Source organism: Sunxiuqinia sp. A32, assembly GCF_052690465.1.
On record NZ_JBQYLI010000026.1, the window covers coordinates 19,798 to 36,790 of the forward strand.

General features: G+C 37.8%; 15 protein-coding genes. 5 read left to right on the plus strand and 10 right to left on the minus strand.

Annotated features, from left to right (window positions below):
* Positions 1–108: 108 nt before the first annotated feature.
* The gene (locus tag ACUNWD_RS19305; RefSeq protein ID WP_445589502.1) at positions 109–1,248 is read right to left on the minus strand and encodes a FecR family protein; all 1,140 of its coding nucleotides are present in this window, start codon (positions 1,246–1,248) and stop codon (positions 109–111) included.
* Positions 1,249–1,303: 55 nt separating this feature from the next.
* Positions 1,304–1,927, minus strand: coding sequence for an RNA polymerase sigma factor (locus ACUNWD_RS19310; RefSeq protein WP_445589503.1), 624 nt, complete (start codon positions 1,925–1,927; stop codon positions 1,304–1,306).
* A gap of 361 nt (positions 1,928–2,288) precedes the next feature.
* Here ACUNWD_RS19310 and ACUNWD_RS19315 point away from each other — a divergent pair, with 361 nt between their 5' ends.
* Positions 2,289–4,100 (plus strand): glycoside hydrolase family 2 protein, encoded by a 1,812-nt coding sequence (locus tag ACUNWD_RS19315; RefSeq protein WP_445589504.1) that lies wholly within the window; start codon positions 2,289–2,291, stop codon positions 4,098–4,100.
* 64 nt (positions 4,101–4,164) lie between these two features.
* Here ACUNWD_RS19315 and ispE read toward each other — a convergent pair whose 3' ends face one another.
* From ispE to ACUNWD_RS19335, 4 genes are all read right to left on the minus strand, one after another.
* On the minus strand, positions 4,165–4,977 hold the full coding sequence (ispE, locus tag ACUNWD_RS19320; protein ID WP_445589505.1) for a 4-(cytidine 5'-diphospho)-2-C-methyl-D-erythritol kinase: 813 nt from the start codon (positions 4,975–4,977) through the stop codon (positions 4,165–4,167).
* A 54-nt stretch (positions 4,978–5,031) separates the two neighbouring features.
* On the minus strand, positions 5,032–7,896 hold the full coding sequence (gene gcvP / locus ACUNWD_RS19325) for an aminomethyl-transferring glycine dehydrogenase (protein ID WP_445589506.1): 2,865 nt from the start codon (positions 7,894–7,896) through the stop codon (positions 5,032–5,034).
* 76 nt (positions 7,897–7,972) lie between these two features.
* On the minus strand, positions 7,973–8,614 hold the full coding sequence (locus ACUNWD_RS19330; RefSeq protein WP_445589507.1) for an MBL fold metallo-hydrolase: 642 nt from the start codon (positions 8,612–8,614) through the stop codon (positions 7,973–7,975).
* A gap of 10 nt (positions 8,615–8,624) precedes the next feature.
* The gene (locus ACUNWD_RS19335) at positions 8,625–9,278 is read right to left on the minus strand and encodes a protein-L-isoaspartate(D-aspartate) O-methyltransferase (protein WP_445589508.1); all 654 of its coding nucleotides are present in this window, start codon (positions 9,276–9,278) and stop codon (positions 8,625–8,627) included.
* A 136-nt stretch (positions 9,279–9,414) separates the two neighbouring features.
* On the opposite strand from ACUNWD_RS19335, the gene ACUNWD_RS19340 reads away from it, so the two are divergent.
* Positions 9,415–10,245, plus strand: a complete 831-nt coding sequence (locus ACUNWD_RS19340; protein ID WP_445589509.1) for a hypothetical protein — start codon at positions 9,415–9,417, stop codon at positions 10,243–10,245.
* 104 nt (positions 10,246–10,349) lie between these two features.
* Complete coding sequence (locus ACUNWD_RS19345; protein ID WP_445589510.1) at positions 10,350–11,789, plus strand: sugar transferase; 1,440 nt, start codon at positions 10,350–10,352, stop codon at positions 11,787–11,789.
* On the opposite strand, the gene thpR is transcribed toward ACUNWD_RS19345, so the two are convergent.
* Positions 11,774–12,331, minus strand: coding sequence for an RNA 2',3'-cyclic phosphodiesterase (thpR, locus tag ACUNWD_RS19350; RefSeq protein ID WP_445589511.1), 558 nt, complete (start codon positions 12,329–12,331; stop codon positions 11,774–11,776). The genes ACUNWD_RS19345 and thpR overlap by 16 nt on opposite strands.
* A complete protein-coding gene (locus ACUNWD_RS19355; RefSeq protein ID WP_445589512.1) occupies positions 12,331–12,918 on the minus strand; it encodes a DUF4294 domain-containing protein in 588 nt (195 codons plus the stop codon). Before ACUNWD_RS19355 ends, thpR begins: the two co-directional genes overlap by 1 nt.
* 131 nt (positions 12,919–13,049) lie before the next feature.
* Between ACUNWD_RS19355 and ACUNWD_RS19360 the strand changes: the two genes are divergently transcribed.
* A complete protein-coding gene (locus ACUNWD_RS19360; protein ID WP_445589513.1) occupies positions 13,050–14,309 on the plus strand; it encodes an arginine deiminase in 1,260 nt (419 codons plus the stop codon).
* Between the two features lie 5 nt (positions 14,310–14,314).
* A complete protein-coding gene (locus tag ACUNWD_RS19365; RefSeq protein WP_445589514.1) occupies positions 14,315–14,854 on the plus strand; it encodes an RNA methyltransferase in 540 nt (179 codons plus the stop codon).
* 26 nt (positions 14,855–14,880) lie between these two features.
* Here ACUNWD_RS19365 and ACUNWD_RS19370 read toward each other — a convergent pair whose 3' ends face one another.
* Positions 14,881–15,522 carry a DUF3267 domain-containing protein gene (locus ACUNWD_RS19370; RefSeq protein WP_445589515.1) on the minus strand — a complete coding sequence of 214 codons (642 nt, stop codon included), beginning with the start codon at positions 15,520–15,522 and terminating at the stop codon, positions 14,881–14,883.
* Positions 15,522–16,967 (minus strand): oligosaccharide flippase family protein, encoded by a 1,446-nt coding sequence (locus ACUNWD_RS19375; RefSeq protein ID WP_445589516.1) that lies wholly within the window; start codon positions 16,965–16,967, stop codon positions 15,522–15,524. Before ACUNWD_RS19375 ends, ACUNWD_RS19370 begins: the two co-directional genes overlap by 1 nt.
* Between the last annotated feature and the right edge of the window lie 26 nt (positions 16,968–16,993).

Below are 16,993 nucleotides of genomic sequence, written 5' to 3' on the forward strand. Positions count from 1 at the left end.
TGTTCATCGTTTAGTGATTAATATCGCAGATGCGATGTTAGTTAGAGATAAGCTTGTAGGTGTTTCCACCACCTGCAGGCTTTTGTTTTTAATAAGTTTAGTGATTCATTAAAATACAATTATCTTGTTTTCATCCTCCTTTCTTATTTTAAATGGTGTGGTTCTTCTTATTATGTTCAGAACGTCTTCTGGTTTCTCTTTCAAATCTAGACTGCCAGAGAAGGTCATGTCCAGCAGTTTTTCATTCTCTATTTTGATTTCTATATTGTAGTAACGGGATAGTTTCTTGATAATATCTTTAAAATTTTCGCCATCAAACACGTAATAGCCATTCCTCCATGTGAAATAATTATTCGGAATAACTTTTTTAACGCTAAGATTCTCAGTATCCTGATCAAAATAAGCCATATCCCCGGGTTTAATCAGTTGACTTTTTGAAGTTATAATTGACTTTCCACTTTCGGTCAATTTTATCTGCCCCTCCAGCAAAACTGCATTAGAATATGTATCATCAGCATACGAGCAAACATCGAACACAGTACCTAATACTTCTATATTAAAAAACTTGGATCGTACTACGAATGGTTTTTCGGCATCTTTACTTACATTAAATGCAGCTTCTCCATCAATATACACCTCTCTGGTTTTATTTTTAAATATCGCGGGGTAAACAAATTTAGAACCAGAATTCAGCCATACACGAGTTCCCTCCGACAATGTAATTTGGACTCGCTTTCCATAAGGCACTACTACTGTATTAAATTTTGGTTCAATAGGTTTCAATTCCTGATGTACCTTTTGAGTTGATCCAATTTCAATTTCCTCACCCTTCGCACTGTACTCAATCAATGATTCATTTTCATTTATTTGGATTTCCCTTCCTTCATCTAAAACCAATCGAGTCACCGTATCCTTCTTATTTTCTTGAATATTTCCAGCGTAACTAGCGATCTCTGTAACGGATGGTTTCTTCACTAAATGAAATGTTCCTAGCGAGCAAAAAGCTAGAATTGATGCTGCCGCAAACCATTTTATCACACTCGATCTTTCATACCGAGCAACGGAGTTCGCTATTTTAGTCTTTATCTTATTTTTTTCGGAAGCTGACAGTTGATGTTTTGGCGTTTTCAGATAGGCATACATATCGTTTGCCTTCTGCAAACTTTTAGGATCCAAATCATCAATATTTCGAATATCTTCTATAGAAATATTTTCTTTCGTTAAAATATCTTCGACTTTCTTTTTCAAAATTTTCAATTAATCCTTTAATACTATAAGAAGAAAAGTTAGAAAACATAGACACCTAAAATGAAATATTTTTAAAAATAAGATTATCTCTGACATGAAGAATAAACAAATTCAGAGAAACCCTGTCTTCTTTTAAAGATTTCCTAAGTGTTTTGATAATCCTATAAACGCTTGTGCGTGCAGATTCTACCGAAATATCTAAAATATTAGCTATTTCATCATATGGTAAGTCTTGTTCAAATTTTAAGTACAATATTGCTTGCTGTTGATCAGTGAGTTTGTTAACAGCCTGTGATAATTTTTCACTTTTAAATTCTTTGTTCTCTGATTCAATTATTGTTTGTTCATGGGTTGTTGCCTGAAACAAAGGCATACTTTCAAATGTATCATCCATGCCCACAAATTCATGCTTTATTTTGCCAAACTGAATTTTTCTTCTCAAAGATTTTAATAGGTATAATTTTATTGAATCTGTTCGTCCTAATTTTTTCCGATACTTATGCAAATCAAGAAAAAGATCATGAATGCAGTCTTTTACAAATTCACTATCCTTACTAAACTGCTTACCAAATCCATATAGAACATCTACGTAAGAATCATACAAATGATAAAAAGCCTCCCTATCTCCCTTCTTAAATCGCTCCCAAAGCTGATAATCATCATTCATTTCAAAATTCATAAAATGGAATTTTTTGCGAGAAATAATTCATCACTTGAATGTAAAGTTAAAATTATTTTTCAACCATCAATATTAAACCATGAATAAGAATTATGGATTTATTATATATTTACTAAGTTGATTTTCTCAATAATAAACTTCGCTATATTAAGGATTGATACGACCAAGAAGAGAAACATACACACTTAATTTTTCTTAATTCTAGGGATGATAAAAATAAATACTGCCCCTACAATAGGTGATGACAAATTTTTAGCACCAAATAAATGAGTAAAATGTCCCCTAAATCTGTATTTTAAGTAGAACTATTCAGCAACTAAGTTGAATGCAATCTATATAAATCTAATAAATTTTCAGAGAAATGAAGAAAGTATCACTATTACTTGTATTAGCACTAATTTTAACAAACACCTTTGCTCAATGGGCACCTGCCGGAGACAAAATTAAAACAAAATGGGCCGAAGAAATTGATGTAAACAATGTTTTACCCGAATATCCAAGGCCAATTATGGAGAGATCTGACTGGAAAAACCTTAATGGTCTTTGGGATTATGCAATTCTGAAAGCTGGTTCAGCTGAACCAAGCAGCTTCGATGGGCAAATACTTGTTCCTTTTGCTGCAGAATCAAGTCTTTCAGGAGTAATGAAAACTGTTGGAGACGAAAATGAACTATGGTATAAACGTACATTCACAGTTCCTTCTAATTGGAAAAACAAAAAGATTCTTCTTCACTTTGGAGCGGTTGACTGGAAATCAGACATCTGGATTAATGACATTAAAGTTGGAAGTCATAAAGGTGGATATTCTCCATTTTCATTTGATGTTACTCCATTCCTAACAAAGTCCGGAGATCAAAAACTCGTTGTTAAAGTTTGGGATCCAACCGAAAAAGGATACCAACCACGCGGGAAACAAACAAGCCGTCCTGAAGGAATCTGGTATACGCCTGTAACCGGAATTTGGCAGACGGTATGGATGGAACCTGTTGCAGAAAAGCACATCAAAGCTGTCCGCTCCACCGCAGATATTGACAATTCAAAAGTTTCAATTGAACTGGTATCTTGTGGTACTGATTATAAAGATCTATATGAAGTTGAAGTTTTTGATGGTACAACTAAAATAGCCACAGCTAAAGGTTCTGCCACGCAAACAGTTGATATCTCAATTCCTGATGCAAAACTTTGGGATACTGATAATCCATTCTTATATGACATCAAAGTTAGTCTGATTAGTGGAGGGAAAGTTATCGACAATGTAGATAGCTACTTTGCAATGCGCAAAATTTCTACCAAAAGAGATGAATTTGGAATCGTTCGCCTTCAATTAAATAACAAAGACCAGTTCCAGTTTGGCCCACTCGACCAAGGATGGTGGCCAGATGGATTATACACTGCACCAACTGATGAAGCTTTAAAATACGACATCATCAAAACTAAAGAATGGGGTTTCAACATGATTCGCAAGCACGTAAAAGTTGAACCTGCCCGCTGGTATACTTACTGTGATCAATTGGGAATTTTAGTTTGGCAAGACATGCCTAATGGTGACCGTTCTCCACGTTGGCAAAATCGCCAGTATTTTGATGGCACAGAGCTAAAAAGAAGTGCAGAATCAGAAGCTAACTACCGCGCAGAGTGGAAGGGCATCATGGACTATTTATACTCAAATCCATCTATTGTTTGTTGGGTACCTTTCAATGAAGCATGGGGCCAATTTAAAACACAAGAAATTGTTGAATGGACAAAAGCTTATGATCCAAGTCGTTTGGTAAACCCAGCAAGTGGAGGTAACCATTACACTGTAGGAGATATGCTTGACCTTCACAACTATCCAGGACCAGCTATGTATCTGTATGATGCGAATCGTGCTACTGTTCTTGGAGAATACGGAGGTATTGGACTTGCCTTGGAAGATCATCTTTGGGCAACAGACAGAAACTGGGGATATGTCCAGTTCAAGAATTCAGATGAAGTTACCGATGAGTATGTAAAATATGGCAGCGAGTTACTGAAGCTTATCAAAGCTGGATTCTCGGCAGGTGTTTATACACAGACAACAGATGTTGAAGGTGAAGTAAACGGCTTAATGACTTACGATCGTAAAGTAATGAAGATTGATGAAGCACGGGTTCGCAAAATTAATCAGGCAATTTGCAATTCGTTGGATAAATAACACAACGCAATCAATATAGAAAAGGCCGATAGTTTAATTCCTATCGGCCTTTTTTTACACTGGTTTACAGTTTATGTCTAAATATTTGATAGTCCTTTGGGAATGAATTTTCAATTCCTCGTTTTTCACTCCTAAAAAGCCCGTAAACTGCTGAACCCGACCCAGACATTAATGCAAAAACAGCACCTTCATCGTAAAGTCTGTTCTTTATTTCCTTCACTTCCGGATGTTTGGCAAAAACAGAACTCTCAAACTGATTTTGAATATTTCCTTTCCATTTAGTCACCGGGAACTTCACCAAACCATTCAAAGACAGCCGACTCTTGTGAGGCTCGACCTGACTGTAAGCTTCTGCAGTGGAAACATGCACCGAAGGTTTCACCAAAATTAAATGAAAGGATGAAAGGTTCACTTGAACATCCGTAAACACTTCACCTCGCCCCCTTGCGAAAACAGGTCTTGGATCAATAAAAAAAGGACAATCGCTACCTAAAGAAAGTGCATAATCAAATAACTTATTAGGCTGAATCTTCAACTGAAAAAGCTGGTCCAACATCTTCATCATTGAAACAGCGTCAGACGAACCTCCACCAAGACCAGCACCAGCGGGAATATTCTTATGCAAATGAATTTTTACTGGCGGTAATTTATAATCCCTTTTTAGCAGCTCGTAAGCTTTTACCACCAAATTATCCTTCCCATCTCCATCAACAGGTATTCCACTTGCACTATATTCAAAAGCATCCGACTCCACCACCTCCAGTACATCTTGAAGTTGAATGGGATAAAAGATGGTTTCCAGATTATGGAATCCATCCGGGCGCTTTTCTGTAATATTTAGCCCAATGTTGATTTTAGAAATTGGATAACTTATCATAGCTCTTTATAATAGTAACCCAAATTTACGAAAAGGGTTCCATTAAATTGACAGCTATTGATAACTTTCAATTGGATCACAGGTACAAACCAGGTTCCTATCGCCATATGCGTCATCAACTCTACCAACGGGGGCCCAATACTTATTCTCTTTTAACCACTCAAGAGGAAAGGCTGCCTGCTGCCTGGTATATCCATGCTCCCAGGTATCATTAATTACTGTCTCTGCAGTATGAGGTGCATTTTTAAGTGGATTATCAACTTTATCCAGCTTGCCATCCGTAATATCCATAATTTCCTGGTAGATCGATTTTAAAGCTCCAACGAATCGATCAAGCTCCTGAACCGACTCACTCTCCGTTGGCTCCACCATTAATGTTCCATGAACCGGGAAAGACAATGTTGGAGCATGAAAACCATAATCCATTAAACGTTTGGCAATGTCTGCTTCTGTAATGCCTGATTCACTTTTCAAATGACGACATTCCAAAATCATTTCGTGAGCTACTCGCCCATTCTCTCCAGTATACAAAATACCATAAGTATCTTTCAACTCACTGGCAATATAGTTGGCATTCAATATAGCAATCTCAGTTGCTTTTGTAAGACCATCTGCACCAAGCATTTTAATATAACCATAGGTAATTGGCAATACAGAAGCACTTCCCCAGGGAGCTGCAGAAACTGCAGAAATCCCAATATGCCCATTATTCATGACCGGATGCGATGGTAAAAATTCTACTAGATGCTCAGCTACGGCAATCGGTCCAACACCAGGGCCACCACCACCATGTGGAATAGCAAATGTTTTATGGAGATTCAGGTGACACACATCTGCCCCGATACGTTTCGGATTGGTTAACCCAACCTGAGCATTCATATTGGCACCATCCATATAAACCTGCCCGCCATACTGATGAATAATATCACACATCTCAATTATGGAAGCCTCAAACACACCATGTGTTGAAGGATACGTAACCATGAATGCGGATAAGGTATCTTTGTACTCTTCAGTTTTTTGTTTTAAAATCGCCACGTCAACATTTCCTTTTTCATCACAAGGAGTAACAACCACTTTCATCCCAGCCATAACGGCACTTGCAGGGTTTGTTCCGTGTGCAGAAGACGGTATTAAAACAACATTGCGTTGTGGCTCACCTCTGCTGATATGATATTCACGAATAACCATGAGCCCGGCGTATTCGCCAGCAGCTCCAGAGTTTGGCTGCAAGCTCACATCTGCAAAACCGGTGATCTCGGAAAGATCGCGACGAAGCTCTTCCATCATTTCCTGATACCCACGAGCCTGATTTTTGGGAACAAAAGGATGAATTCCGCCAAACTCAATCCAACTTAATGGAAGCATTTCTGTTGCTGCATTCAATTTCATGGTACATGATCCGAGTGGAATCATAGAATGAGTCAGTGAAATATCACGGTGCTCCAATCTTTTGATGTAACGCACCATTTCTGTCTCAGATCGGAATTTATTGAATACTTCCTGCTTCATGTAAGAAGAAGTTCTCAAAAAGTCTTCATTTATAGAGCAAATCTCAGGGTATGCATTAATAGTTGGATACCGTTTATTTGCAGCTTTTGCAAATACTTCAATAATCCAGTTAATATCTTCGAGATTGGTCGTTTCATCGATGCTTAAGCCAACTTCACCGGTTTCAAAATAACGGAAGTTCATCTCCAATTCATGAGAGAGCCATTCAATATCCTCAAGCTTCACATGCTTTGGTAAAGCAAAACGTATGGTATCAAAATAATTTTCATTGAGTTGTTTGTATCCCAATGCTTCGACTTCTTTTGCTAACAAAACAGTAATGCAGTGAACGCGTTCTGCAATTTGATGAACACCTTCAGGACCATGATAAACTCCATAAAACCCAGCCATTGTAGCTAATAAAGCTTGTGCTGTACAAATATTTGAAGTTGCCCGCTCACGCTTAATATGCTGCTCCCTGGTTTGAAGAGCCATCCGAAGCGCACGATTCCCATGCACATCTTTAGAAACTCCGATAATGCGTCCAGGCATATTACGTTTAAATTCATCCTTTGCAGCAAAAAACGCTGCATGCGGACCACCATAGCCCATCGGAACTCCAAAACGTTGCGAGTTACCAAAAACAACATCAGCACCCCATTCTCCCGGTGGAACCAACATGGCTAAACTCAACAAATCAGCAGCAACAGCTAATTTACTATCAGCAGCATGTGCCTTTTCTGCTATTTCTTTGTAAGAAATAATCTCTCCATTTGAGTTTGGATATTGCACAATTGCACCGAAAACCTCATCAGTGAAAATGAAATCAACGGCATCCAACACTTTCAACTCGATATTTAAAGGAATTGCCCTGGTTTGCAACACATCCAATGTTTGAGGCCATATATATTTGTCAACCAAAACGACATTTGCTCCAGCTTTTGCTTTTACCCTGGAACGCGAATTATACATGAGAATCATAGCCTCGGCAGCAGCAGTGGCTTCATCCAACAACGACGCATTAGCAAGCTCCATTCCTGCCAACTCACAAACCATTGTTTGATAATTCAACAAGGCCTCCAACCGTCCTTGAGAAATTTCTGCCTGATAAGGAGTATAGGAAGTATACCAAACCGGATTTTCCAGTACATTACGCAAAATTACAGCGGGTGTAATTGTGTCGTAGTATCCCATTCCGATGTAGGTATTAAATACCTTATTTTTTGATGCAAGCGATAATATCTTTCGATAATATTGACGTTCCGTCAAACCATCTTCCAGTTTTAGAGGCTGTTCTAAACGAATATTTGCTGGAACTGTTTGACTGATTAATTCTTCCAATGAAGAAACACCAATCTTTTCCAACATAGTTGTAACTTCTTGTTTTCTTGGCCCTATATGACGGGCAGCAAATTTATCACTTGGCATGCTCAGAGTATTTGAAAATTTTCGACAATATTATGACGAAAAACAATATTGAAAAATGACTTTTATCCGGTAATTTTTAATCCATTAGAAATGGATTATTTTGCTTTTCAAAACCAATTGATGTTTCCGGACCATGGCCAGAATAAACAACGGTTTCATTCGGCAAAATAAACAGCTTATTTTTAATATTGGAAATTAATTGTTCAAAACTTCCCTGAGGCAAATCGGTTCTTCCAATACTTCCATAAAAAAGGACATCTCCTACGAGAATAAATTGTTGTTCTGGCTGATGAAAAACTAAGCTACCCGGGGCGTGACCAGGGACATGAATAATTTCCAGTTTTGAATTACCAAATTCCACCAAATCTCCTTCATCCAAATAATGATCTGGTTTATCAATCGGTTCTACAGGCACAGCAAATCGATCTCCATGGGCAACTGCATTTTCAATTAGAAACTCATCAGCCTGGTGAGCATAGAATGGAATCTTGTATTTGGTTCGGCAATGGGTTATTCCCAGTATATGATCGAAATGACAATGCGTATTAACCAGCTTAACCGGCTTGAGCCCTTTATCAGTAATAAAACTATCCAGCTCTTCTTTTTCGTAATCAAAATGGCAACCTGCGTCTATAATAATACACTCCCCTGTTTCATCATATAATAAATAGGTATTTTCCTGAACAGGATTAAATGTGAATTTCTGAATCTGAATCATACTAATTGTTTTATTTCTCTGTCCCTTTCAACATAGGAACGAACACAAATGTTCCATGAGTTTCCTTTTTATAGTTCTCCTCATCAACACGGGTAATTACAGTCATGATTTGCTTTTCGGTTGGTCCAAGAGGAATGACCAGTCTTCCCCCAACACGCAATTGAGATAATAAATCCTGGGGAATAATTGGAGCTCCCGCGGTTACAATAATACCATCAAAAGGTCCATACGTTGGCAAACCTTTGTATCCATCACCGTAAAAAAACTTTGGGAAATATCCCATCTCCGGAAGCAATTGCTGTGCTTTTAAATACAATTCACGCTGACGTTCAATGGTAAAAACCTTAATCCCCATTTCCAGAAGGACAGCTGCCTGATAACCAGAGCCGGTTCCTACTTCCAATACCTTTTCATTTGGCTGCACCTGCAACAGTTGACTTTGAAATGCTACTGTAAAAGGTTGCGAAATAGTTTGCCCCGATCCGATGGGAAATGCCTGATCTTTGTAGGCAAACTGAATAAAGCTACTATCCATAAACAAGTGCCGTGGCACTTTTGCGATGGCGTCAAGCACCTGTTGATTACGAATTCCCTTAATACGAATTCCCTCAGTCAGCCTTTTTCGAAGCCCCTGATGCCTCAGAGTATCACGAGAATCTATCATTTTTGATTTTTTTATTATAAAAAAATTAACTCCTTCTTCACAAGCAAGGAAAGTATTTGCATTATCAACAAACGAAGTTGAAAAGTTCTATCTCTAACACAGCCTGAAAATAGCTATTTATTTATAATTTGCAGCGATGATAAGGATTGGAATTTTAAATAAAAGTCAAATTGGCGTTGAATACATTCAAAAAATTCAACAATTCAAGGAATTTAAAATTTCGGGGTCATTAAATCCCGAAGAATGCGAAAAAAGTCAATATGCAAAAGAAAGCCTTTTGGAGAATTCAGAAGCTGTATATATTGCACACAATGGAACATTAGAGAAAGACTTTCTGAAAATGATTCTTCGCAAAAGCAAAAACATATTTCTGCAACAAGCATTTTTCTCCAAACTAACTGATATTAAAGAATTAATCTCGCTTCAACAGGAAGCTGAGTGCATTGTGCAAATCAATAATCCTTATTTGTTTACTTCGGACGTTTTGAAAATATCCTCAACGTTGGAAAAACCTCAGCTTACAGAAATAAGCATTAACCTGGAAGAAAAAGGCAAACTTGAATTTGAGCTGCTGAACGTATTGCTTTATCTTTCAAAAACGGATAATAGCGGGTATCGGAAAATAGATGTTTTTGCTCTTCAGGGAGAAAAGCATTTCTTGCTAAACCTACACATGCAATTTATTTCAGGATCGGTTGCCCAATTAAATATTTACATGGGCGAAAAATCCAAATCATCCTGCAAGGTTTCTATTTTTCAAAAAGATAAAGTTCCTGTAAATATTGAAATCACAAATTCGGAAACACAGGTTAGCGCCAGTGAAAAAAATTCACTGAAGGAATTTATTAAAAGTCACAAAAATAAAGATGCTACCACCCTATCATTGAACGATCTGCATCTTGCGTTATCAGCACTACACGAAATAAAGGAAAAATTAAAATATCCGAACATTAGCTTATCAAATTAATTTCCCTATAATTGCCGCAATATTTTTTTTATTTATGCCGTTTGTCTGTAATGGACAACATGCATGCATGTTCCGGTAGTTGACCAAAGTAAATTGCGTATTTCATGAATAAAAAAGTACAAGTTGCCAAGTACTTGTTTTTTGATTTTATTGCTGCATCGGGAAGCTGGGTATTGTTTTTTATCTATCGTAAACTATTTATTGAGCCGCAAAAATTTGGCACCGATGTTCCAATAGAATTTACTACGCGCTTTTATTTGGGTCTCATTTTCATTCCTGTTTTTTGGCTAACCTTCTACTACATAACTGGGTACTACAGTAAAATCTATCGAAAATCAAGATTAATCGAACTGGGACAAACAATTACAACTTCTATTATTGGAGTGGTAATTATTTTCTTTGCGTTGCTTTTAGATGACTTTATTGACTCGTATAAAAACTACTACAACCTGTTTTTTACGCTTTTAGGTTTGCATTTTGGGCTCACCTTCCTGTTCAGGTTTATTCTTACCAGCCAGACTGTTCACAAAATACATAAAAGGGAAATTGGGTTTAACACATTAATTATTGGAGGAAATGATAAAGCGTTACGAATATACTGGGAACTGAGCTCTCAATATCGTCCCGCCGGCAATAAATTTATTGGGTTTGTAAGTGTTGATGAAAGTGATCGCTATCCTCTGGAAGATAATTTACCGAGATTAGGCAACCTCAACGACTTACCTGAAATCATTCAGAACAACGAACTTGAAGAAGTAATAATTGCACTTGAAACCACCCAGCATGACTTGATGAGTAAGATTCTGACTTCTCTTCAAAACTGGTCGCTGACCATCTGGGGAATACCTGACCTTTTTGACCTACTCTCGGCAAACGCTAAGACGAATGTTATTTATAGCAGTCCGCTAATAAAAATATCAAATGGATTGATGCCAGCCTGGCAGGAGAATTTAAAACGAATGATTGATGTAGTATTCTCAATTGTAGCATTTATATTATTAATCCCATTTTTAGTAGCCATTGCCGTGATAATTAAAACGGAATCAAAAGGACCTATTTTATACAAACAACGAAGAATTGGTCGATTTGGGAAACCATTTACGATCTACAAATTCCGCACAATGGTTGCTGATGCAGAAATTGATGGCCCTGAATTATCTGGCAAAAATGATCCAAGAATTACACCAATCGGCCACTTTCTAAGACGTACACATCTCGATGAAATTCCACAATTTTATAATGTTATTAAAGGAGAAATGTCAGTGGTGGGGCCTCGTCCTGAGAGACAATTCTATATCGATCAAATAGTAAAAATAGCTCCGCACTATAAACAACTTCAAAAAATCAGGCCTGGAATTACATCCTGGGGACAAGTAAAATATGGCTATGCCTCCAATATTGACCAAATGCTGGAACGACTTCCATATGATTTGGTGTATCTTAAAAACATTTCTTTTTATGTCGATCTCAAAATACTGATTTACACCATCATGGCTTGTTTTAAAGGCAACGGAAACGGAAACGGAACTCAACCTTCCAGGTAAATAATTTCCAGTGGTTTGTAAATCGGGCCAGCCGGGTTCAATACACTTTCAAATAAAATAACTTTTTCAACCTGCACTACTTGCTGCGTATCGTTTTGCAGAGCATGCACCGTTTCATAAAAATTCCTCTTGTCCTTTAGGTTTTTCACCCTGCCAAGTGTCAAGTGAGGCTTAAAGGTATTTCCTACATTAAAACCCAAATCTTTCAATCCATCCTTTAAATTACCAGCCAACTCAATTAACTCATCTGCATCATACAGGCTAAAGAACAATGCACTAGGCATTGCATGACGTTTAAAATAAGCTACCTCTCCCAACCGAAATGAAAAACTATTTTTCCGGGAGATTTCCATGTGCATTAGTTCTACAACTTTCTGAAGCTGAACAGCGCTTGTATTACCCAGAAAATGAAGAGTGATATGCAAATTTTCATCAGGAACCCATTTGATTCGTTCATTCTTCAATTGCCTTTTCAACACATCTGCCACCTGCTTCAATACAGCTTCAAGCTCAATCTTTATGCCGATAAATAGTCGTTTCATTACATTATTCCAGCTTCAATGTAAAATATAATTTCCTCAATAATCCGGTCTTCCGCCACCGGATCGTAATCATCCTTCAAGTCATTGCCAAATATTCGAGCTACACTTTGCCAAAAAAAAGCAGATAAACCTCCTTTTAAATCCTTAATTAAATCATAAGAAGTATGTCCGGTCTGTCTATCAATCAGTTTGATTAAGATTCGTCCCTCCGAGAGTGTTAGCTTTTTTAGTTGTGGCCCATATTCATCAAACAATTCCTTTTCCGCTTGTTTTACATACCTCCGCTTCTCCTTTGGACTATTGGCAGCCTCATAATCAGCTTCATATTTGTCCAATAATTCTCCTGCTTTTTTAGCATACGGATAAACTTTCTTCACTTTAGCAGCCAAACGCCAATACCGTCTTTCCTGGCGCGTGTTTTTAAAATCCCTCTTCGGATATACAACAACTGCCCCAATTGTTTGGTGAGGCAAAGTGTCTCCATCTTGTTGAATGCCTTCTAATATATTCAACGAATCGAGAATTTGCGAGTGAGCTTCAATACTTCCCAGCAACGCTAACATGATATATATAAAGAGTTTCTTCATGTTTTCTGTTCCTTCAATGCGAAGATAATATATGTTATTAAACTGAAACGAATAAGTAGCCTTTAGAATTATCCTCTAGTATAGAGTTATTATCTTTGCTAAAATTTGAAAAGGGTAAAAACATGTCTAAAATGAATGTAAACGTTACTTCTGAGTTTGGGGAACTCGAAGGCGTGATCATCCACACACCCGGGCTTGAGGTTGAAGAAATGACACCAGAAACAGCCAAGCGTGCACTATACAGCGACATTCTAAATTTATCGGTAGCAACCGAAGAATACCGGCAACTTAAAGGAGTTTTGTCGTCAGTAGCAGAATGCCATGAAGTAAGTGACTTACTATCTGAGATATTGAGTGACGATCAGGTGAAAAAGTCTTTAATGAAAGACATTTGCAGGATGGAACAAGCCGAGGACATTTATCCTGTTTTAGTTGATCTGGAAGCAAAGGAACTTTCCCGTCAATTAATTCAGGGAGTGCCTATCAACCGGAATAACCTTACACGATATTTGAGCCAGGAGCGTTTTAGTCTTTGGCCGCTTCACAACTTTCTGTTTACTCGTGATGCATCAATGACTATTCGTGATGAAGTACTGATTGGGAAAATGGCAAACAAAGTGCGTGATCGTGAAGCCATGATCATGGAAGCTATATTTAATTATCATCCCAGTTTGAAAACAAAAACAATCAATTCTGAAAAGCCAGGAGTATTATCTGTTGGGAAAAATATTTCTATTGAAGGCGGAGACGTTCAGGTTGCCCGTGAAGATGTATTAGTTATTGGCACAGGCATCAGAACCTCCACAGAAGGAATTGATTTCATTTTGGAAAGTATTAAATCCAAGAAAGAAAAGGTACGCCACATCTTGGTTCAGGAGCTTCCAGATACACCGGAATCTTTCATCCATTTGGATATGGTTTTCACCTTTCTGGATACGGATACCTGCATGGTTTACGAACCACTTATTTTGGGGACCAATCGATATCACACCATCCATATTCAAGTTGAAAATGGTGAAGTCACCTCCATTATTGAAGAGAAAAATTTACCAGCTGCTTTAAAGAAGCTAGGGATGGATTTAAAACCTGTTAAGTGCGGCGGAAGTAACGAAACATGGGCACAAGAGCGTGAGCAATGGCATAGTGGAGCCAACTTTTTTGCTATTGCTCCTGGGCAGGTCATCGGGTACGAACGCAATGTAAAAACAGTAGAAGAATTAAATAAAAATGGTTTTGAAGTGATCAAGGCCAATGAAATATTGAACAAAGAAAAAGTGATTCCAAGAAATGGAAAATGTGTTATAACAATTGCCGGATCGGAATTAGCCCGTGGTGGTGGCGGCGCCAGATGTATGACCATGCCATTTAAAAGGAAACCTGTAAATTGGTAAAACAAATGCGAAAATTACGAACTCACGAACTTGGAAGAATCAGTGCAGATGAATATAAAACGACTACCAAAAATCCGGTAGTCGTTGTTCTGGATAATATTAGAAGCTGTAATAACATTGGCTCTTTTTTCCGCACATCGGATGCATTATTACTCGAAGCCATTCACTTATGTGGAATTACAGCAACCCCTCCAAATAAGGAAATACATAAAACTGCATTGGATGCAGAGAAATCGGTTGATTGGAAATACTTCGAACAAACCGAAGATTCGTTGGCTGATTTAAAAGAAAAAGGTTATAAAATTTTTGCGATTGAGCAGGTTGAAAACAGTATTATGCTTCCAGATTTTCAACCAAAAGAAAATGAAAAGCTAGCCTTGGTTTTTGGGAATGAAGTAAAAGGAGTACAGCAAAAAATTATTGACCTCTGTGATGGGGCTATTGAAATTCCACAATACGGCACCAAGCATTCTTTCAACGTTTCTGTAAGCGCTGGAATCGTGCTTTGGGATATTTTTAACAAGATTAGGAATGGGAATTTTTGACGACATCGCTAAAGCTTGAATCATCATTAAATAGATGACTTCCTGGAATAAAAATAGGTTTTGCCCTCTTTCAAATCATCAAAATTATAGATTTCCTTATCATGATGAAGATGATAAAATGCCAGCATGGCAATGTCTCCGGCACAAAACAAGGAATGGATACACATTAAGCTCATGAAGAAATATGCCAATGAAGTAGTCCAAAAATAAATTGCCAGAACAATACAACCCATTTTCACCACAACAAATGGAGCTAAAGCGACTTTTCGAAAAGAAGAAAAATCAACGACCTGGCGATCGGCGGCAATATAAAAGATAAATTTCCGCCACATTGCACCTACTTTCAGGTTACGTTTTCCCAGAGTCCAGTAGGCAAGCGCGTGAATTAACTCGTGAATAACAACCAAAGCCGTCAGAGAAAAAACAACAGATAATCCAATCCATCCAATAGGCTCAGCAGCTGCTCGAGTCCATGCAATAATAGCTTTCACAAGAATAAATAAAAAGATAGCCATCATGCTCACCTGGTAAATCCCATAAGCACGAATTACTTCTTTTTCTTTCATCACCTGCTCCATGATGAATGCCTTTATTTTGACGTGCTCAACTTCAGCAATCAACTCAAAGTTTTCATTATTGATTATATCTTCCGGAGTTAATTGATGCATCACTGTTCATTTTTCAAAATCAAAAAGAAAGTCTTCAGATTAATCAGACGGGTTGCCAATGCATAAAGCACACTGGATAGTACTGCCAGACCAAAACCAAGCATCCATCCATCCAATAAAGTTGAAACTTTAAACGCTAATATGGTGAAAATGCTGAACCCAATCAATTTTAAAATTAAAAGGTAGTTTACCGAAAGTTTGAAAACATACACTGCAATGATTAATTGAGCAATACCAGTAAAGATTTGGGTTATCAAACTAGCGTATGCAGGGCCCATCGCATTCATGATTGGGATCAATGCCAGGTTTAGACCAATATTAATCACCATGCCAAAAGCTGCCATCAGGTTCAGCTGCTTCATACTTGCGTTGGCAGTTAGCAACGTACCGAAAATGTAGGTGGTTGCAATGCCTATAAAACCAATCATCAAAATCCCAAAAATGGGAGCAGACTGATCAGCATGCTCCCAATAAAGCAAGTGCATAATCTCGTTCTCGTAAACATTTGCAGAAACTGCTATGATGATTGCCGGAACAATAATTAGAAGAAATGCAAATCGAAGCATCTGCCCCAATTCCTCCTTTTGTTTGATCATTCTCGCAAAAATGGGTAGCAACAAGCCTGCGAACAACACCCCAAACATTGCAAATGCGTCCAACAACCTAAAGGCCTGCGCATATATTCCTGCCTGCTCTTTACCCAAAGGATCAGGGAGCAATCGTTCAAGCAGCACCGAATCCATCCGGTTGTAAAAGGACATCAATAAAATGAGCAATGCGTATGGATAGCTTTGTCTCAAAAACACTAAAAAGAATCGGTAGTCAAACCTTATCCTGATTCTACCAGATTGCGCCAAAACAATTACAAATGTTATTAAGCTTGAAAACGCATAGGCTGCAGTCTGCGCATACACAAACCAGTCAATGGAAAAGTACCCTCCAAACCAATCGGTAAAAAGTAACACCCCAACAAATGCAATCATCAGGCTGCGATCTAGCACAGATAAGAGGCTGTCTGTCCGAAACAGGTGAAGTCCGCTAATATTGGATCGGAGATACATGGTAAATGAAACCAGGAACTGGTTAAATATCAAGAAAAATAACAGGTGAAACTGGACTTCATTGTAGCCAATAACCGAAGCGACTACCAAACAAACAATGGCATAAACAATTGCCAACATGAACTTCAAGCCAACAATATTGCTCAAATGCTTGGACAAAAGTTGATGATGTTGGGCAATGTTCCGGTTATTGTAATTGGTAATCCCAAGATCAAGCAAAATATTAAGGATCATAGAAAAATTGAGCAATGAAAAGTACAGGCCCCAGGTTTCTGAACCAACGATATTTTGAACGGTCCGGTCTATCCCAAATATCCAGAAAGGCTTAATTAAAATATTGAGGAAAAGGATCAGCAGTAAATTTGTAACAAACTTTCGTTTCAAAGCTGCGGCTTTTTGCAGATTAATTT

Excerpts from the sequence above, each read along its gene's own strand:
- ACUNWD_RS19310 (WP_445589503.1), bottom strand. The coding sequence starts at position 1,927 with ATGAATTTTGAAATGAATGATGATTATCAGCTTTGGGAGCGATTTAAG.
- ACUNWD_RS19315 (WP_445589504.1), top strand. The coding sequence starts at position 2,289 with ATGAAGAAAGTATCACTATTACTTGTATTAGCACTAATTTTAACAAAC.
- ispE (WP_445589505.1), bottom strand. The coding sequence starts at position 4,977 with ATGATAAGTTATCCAATTTCTAAAATCAACATTGGGCTAAATATTACA.
- gcvP (WP_445589506.1), bottom strand. The coding sequence starts at position 7,896 with ATGCCAAGTGATAAATTTGCTGCCCGTCATATAGGGCCAAGAAAACAA.
- ACUNWD_RS19330 (WP_445589507.1), bottom strand. The coding sequence starts at position 8,614 with ATGATTCAGATTCAGAAATTCACATTTAATCCTGTTCAGGAAAATACC.
- ACUNWD_RS19335 (WP_445589508.1), bottom strand. The coding sequence starts at position 9,278 with ATGATAGATTCTCGTGATACTCTGAGGCATCAGGGGCTTCGAAAAAGG.
- ACUNWD_RS19340 (WP_445589509.1), top strand. The coding sequence starts at position 9,415 with ATGATAAGGATTGGAATTTTAAATAAAAGTCAAATTGGCGTTGAATAC.
- ACUNWD_RS19345 (WP_445589510.1), top strand. The coding sequence starts at position 10,350 with ATGAATAAAAAAGTACAAGTTGCCAAGTACTTGTTTTTTGATTTTATT.
- thpR (WP_445589511.1), bottom strand. The coding sequence starts at position 12,331 with ATGAAACGACTATTTATCGGCATAAAGATTGAGCTTGAAGCTGTATTG.
- ACUNWD_RS19355 (WP_445589512.1), bottom strand. The coding sequence starts at position 12,918 with ATGAAGAAACTCTTTATATATATCATGTTAGCGTTGCTGGGAAGTATT.
- ACUNWD_RS19360 (WP_445589513.1), top strand. The coding sequence starts at position 13,050 with ATGAATGTAAACGTTACTTCTGAGTTTGGGGAACTCGAAGGCGTGATC.
- ACUNWD_RS19365 (WP_445589514.1), top strand. The coding sequence starts at position 14,315 with ATGCGAAAATTACGAACTCACGAACTTGGAAGAATCAGTGCAGATGAA.
- ACUNWD_RS19370 (WP_445589515.1), bottom strand. The coding sequence starts at position 15,522 with ATGCATCAATTAACTCCGGAAGATATAATCAATAATGAAAACTTTGAG.